The sequence below is a fragment of the Pseudomonas sp. NPDC087639 genome, from assembly GCF_044743385.1.
Lineage (GTDB): Bacteria > Pseudomonadota > Gammaproteobacteria > Pseudomonadales > Pseudomonadaceae > Aquipseudomonas.
In genome coordinates this window covers 1-2,919 of the sequence record NZ_JBIUWI010000127.1, presented here as the reverse complement: position 1 = coordinate 2,919, position 2,919 = coordinate 1, and the positions used below count along the sequence as shown (strand labels likewise).

General features: G+C 55.5%; 3 protein-coding genes and 1 pseudogene. All 4 read left to right on the top strand.

All coding sequences use genetic code 11. From position 1 onward, the window contains the following. A pseudogene (locus ACIOVB_RS26800) lies at positions 1-118 on the top strand (ketol-acid reductoisomerase); the annotation flags it as partial. Between the two features lie 147 nt (positions 119-265). Continuing rightward, positions 266-1,123 (top strand): CDP-diacylglycerol--serine O-phosphatidyltransferase, encoded by an 858-nt coding sequence (gene pssA, locus ACIOVB_RS26795; RefSeq protein ID WP_187679255.1) that lies wholly within the window; start codon positions 266-268, stop codon positions 1,121-1,123. Between the two features lie 63 nt (positions 1,124-1,186). Next, on the top strand, positions 1,187-2,200 hold the full coding sequence (gene msrP / locus ACIOVB_RS26790; protein ID WP_401272191.1) for a protein-methionine-sulfoxide reductase catalytic subunit MsrP: 1,014 nt from the start codon (positions 1,187-1,189) through the stop codon (positions 2,198-2,200). Beyond that, positions 2,200-2,823, top strand: a complete 624-nt coding sequence (gene msrQ, locus ACIOVB_RS26785; protein ID WP_401272190.1) for a protein-methionine-sulfoxide reductase heme-binding subunit MsrQ — start codon at positions 2,200-2,202, stop codon at positions 2,821-2,823. Before msrP ends, msrQ begins: the two co-directional genes overlap by 1 nt. The last annotated feature ends 96 nt before the right edge of the window (positions 2,824-2,919 follow it).

Sequence of the window (2,919 nt, the reverse complement as noted above, 5' to 3'; positions counted from 1 at the left end):
GATGACCGCCAAGCGTCGTAACAACGCCGCTCACGGTATCGAAATCATCGGCGAGCAACTGCGCTCCATGATGCCGTGGATCGGTGCCAACAAGATCGTCGACAAAGCCAAAAACTAAGTCGTCGTCCCTTGTACGAAAAACGCGGCCTCGGCCGCGTTTTTTCGTTTGAGGCGGTGGTTCTGGTATAAAGCTGCATCGTTTGTGGCCGAACCGTCGTCCCAGACACCTGTCGAATTTTTTCCAAACCGTTGCAAGGTAATGTCCATGAGCGAACGTCCCGAAGAGCCGAACAAGGCTTCTGACGCCGAAAGCCTGCTGCCTATCGATGAACACATCGAAGAAGGGCACGACGCAGAAGGTCGTAAAGTCCGGCATCGTGGTATCTATCTGCTGCCGAATCTGTTCACCACTGCGAACCTGTTCGCAGGGTTCTACTCCATCATCAACTCGATGAGTGCCCAGGCTGCGTTAAGCGCCGGGGACTCGGTGAACGCGAGCAAGTATTTCGCCTTCGCTGCCATCGCTATTTTCGTCGCCATGGTGCTCGACGGCCTCGATGGTCGTGTTGCGCGCATGACCAATACGCAAAGCGCTTTCGGCGCCGAGTATGACTCGCTGTCCGACATGGTTGCTTTCGGCGTGGCGCCGGCGCTGCTGGCCTTTGGCTGGGCGCTGGGTGATATGGGCAAGGTCGGCTGGATGGTCGCCTTCATCTATGTAGCGGGTGCGGCCCTGCGTCTGGCGCGCTTCAACACTCAGGTTGGCACTGCCGACAAGCGCTACTTCATCGGTCTGGCCAGTCCGGCAGCCGCCGGCGTGGTGGCGGGTATTGTCTGGGCGTTCAGCGATTACGGGATCCAGGGCTCGAAGATGTCGTTCCTGGTCGCGCTGATGGTGGCCGCTGCCGGCATGCTGATGGTCAGCAACATCAAGTACAACAGCTTCAAGGAGCTGGACTTGAAAGGGCGTGTGCCTTTCGTTGCGATTCTCGCGGTGGTGTTGGTGTTTGCCGTGGTCTTCAGCGATCCACCGCGCATTCTGCTGCTGGTGTTTCTCGCTTATGCGGCCTCCGGCCCAGTGCAATACCTCTTGCATCTTCGTCGCCACAAAAACGCCGAGTGATGTAATTTCCCGCATACTCCGCAGTCTATGGGTACATCTGTCCTCCAAAGCTGCGGAGTTGTCATGTTGATCAAAATCCCCAAAGCATCTGACTGCCATGAGTCGGATGTCACGTCTGAATCGATTTATCTCTCTCGTCGCCAATTGCTTGGAGCCACTGCCGCCGGTATCGCCGTCAGCAGCTTGCCGCGCTGGGCAAGTGCAGACGAAGCCGCTCGATATGCTGATGTCGAGGCGGGTAAAGCGCCAGCCTGGTTTACCGAGAAGCTTCCCTCTACTAAGTGGGGAGCGGTCAACGTCAAGGATGAGGCGATCACCCCTTATAAAGACGCGACTCACTACAACAACTTCTATGAGTTCGGTACTGACAAAGGTGACCCGGCGGCGAATGCCGGGGCGCTGAAAACCGAACCCTGGAGTGTTGTGGTAGACGGGGAGGTGGGTAAGCCAGGGCGTTATGCGCTGGAAGACTTCATCAAGCCGTATCAGCTGGAAGAGCGCATCTATCGCCTGCGCTGCGTTGAAGCCTGGTCGATGGTTATTCCGTGGATCGGTTTTCCTATCTCGGCGCTGCTCAAGCAGGTCGAGCCTACCTCCAATGCCAAGTACATCCGTTTCGAAACGCTGCAGGATCCCAAGAGCATGCCAGGACAGCGCTCTGGTTTTGCCCTGATCGACTGGCCTTATGTAGAAGGCTTGCGTCTGGATGAGGCGATGAATCCATTGGCGATTCTGGCTGTGGGCATGTATGGCCGGGAATTGCCGAATCAGAATGGCGCACCGCTGCGTTTGGTTGTGCCTTGGAAGTATGGGTTCAAGAGTGTCAAATCCATCGTGCGGATCAGTTTGGTCAGCGAGCAGCCGAAGACGACATGGCAGAGTATTGCGGCGGATGAGTACGGGTTTTATGCGAACGTGAATCCTACAGTCGACCATCCGCGCTGGACGCAAGCACGGGAGCGCCGGTTGCCGAACAGCCTGTTCAAGCCGAATGTGCGCGATACCCAGATGTTCAACGGCTACTCGGATGAAGTTGCTTCTTTATATACAGGGCTCGATCTGCGGAAGAATTACTGATGCGATATCCGGTCTGGCGAGTGGGTGTTTTCATTGCAGCGGCGATCTGGCCTTTGCTGTGGTTCTATCAAGCCTTCGAGGATTTGCTTGGGCCGGATCCTGGCAAGGTCCTGGTTGATCGGCTCGGACTCGGGACGTTGGTGTTGTTGCTGATTACTTTGAGCATGACGCCTATGCAAAAATTGACCGGCTGGGCGGGGTGGATCGCAGTACGTCGGCAATTGGGGCTTTGGTGTTTTGCCTATGTGGTTCTACATCTATGTAGCTACATGGCATTTATTCTCGGGTTCGATTGGTCGCAGCTTGGCGTTGAGCTGCGTAAGCGGCCATACATTATTGTCGGTACGTTAGGTTTTCTCGGGTTGCTGGCGTTGGCGGCGACTTCCAATCGTTACAGTCAGCGCCGTCTAGGCGTGCGCTGGAAGAAGCTGCACCGTCTTGCCTATGTGATTCTGGGGCTGGGTTTGCTGCATATGCTTTGGATCGTGCGTGCGGATCTCCGGGAGTGGGCTATCTATGCCTTTATAGGTGCTCTGCTTCTTTTGCTGCGTGTGCCACCCGTTACTCGCCGAATCCCGCGTTTAATGGCTAAAAAACAGATTCTGCAAGAAAAGCGAAATTAGTGGTTGACGGCAGATTCTGGAAGTCTATAATTCGCCCCACTTCCGGCGCAGTCGAAACGGAAAACTCCTTGAGATTCAATGAGTTATACGGTTTTC